The 961-nt window shown below is 70.6% G+C and carries 1 protein-coding gene; it reads left to right on the forward strand.

From position 1 onward, the window contains the following. The coding region (locus B7L92_RS38875) for an ISAs1-like element IS1629 family transposase (RefSeq protein WP_081241698.1) at positions 1-961 on the forward strand (961 nt) is incomplete at both ends.

Consider the following 961-nt stretch of genomic DNA (forward strand, 5'->3'; position numbering starts at 1 on the left):
CCGTTGCGCGGCCGCTACCGGATCCCGAGCGAGAAGACCGTGCGCACCGTTCTGGGGCGGCTCGATCCCGGTGAGGTCAGCGCGGCCGGCTACGACCACCTGCGGCCCCTGCTGTCCACGGTGTCCCACTCTCCCGAGCCGCTCATGCCCGACGGCGGCATCGAACGCGAACAGCGCCGCGCCCACCGGGCGGCCGCCCGCGCCGAACCGGTGCGCTCCCGGCGCCGGGCCATCGCGGTGGACGGCAAGTGCCTGCGCAGTGCGAAGCGCCCGGACGGCAGCCGCGTCTTCGTGCTCTCCGCCGTCCGGCACGGCGACGGCATCACCCTCGCCTCCCGCGAGATCGGCGCCAAGACCAACGAAATCCCCGAGTTCCAACCCCTGCTCGACCAGCTCGACGACGCCGATCTCAAGGGGGCCGTCGTCACCGCCGACGCCCTCCACGCCCAACGCGACCACGCCACCTACCTGCACGAACGCGGCGCCCACTACCTGCTGACCATCAAGAACAACCAGCGCGGCCAAGCCCGTCAGCTCCACGCCCTGCCCTGGAAGGAGATCCCCGTCATCCACCGTGACGACGCCCGCGGCCACGGCCGCCACGAACAGCGTCTCGTCCAGGTCGTCACCGTCAACGGCCTGCTCTTTCCCCACGCGGCCCAGGTCCTGCGCATCCAGCGCAGACGCCGTCTCTACGGAGCGAAGAAGTGGTCCAGCGAGACCGTCTACGCCATCACCGACCTGCCCGCCGAGGAAGCGAGTGCCGCCGAGATCGCTTCATGGGCTCGCGGGCACTGGACCGTGGAGAACACCGTCCACTGGTGTCGGGATGTGACCTTCAACGAGGACAAGTCCCAGGTCAGGACCCACAACACGCCCTCAGTCCTCGCCGCCGTCCGCGACCTGATCCGCGGTGCGCTCAAGCTTGCCGGGTACGTCAACACCGCCGCCGGCCGCCGAG

Source organism: Streptomyces viridosporus, assembly GCF_002078235.1.
Lineage (GTDB): Bacteria > Actinomycetota > Actinomycetes > Streptomycetales > Streptomycetaceae > Streptomyces > Streptomyces viridosporus.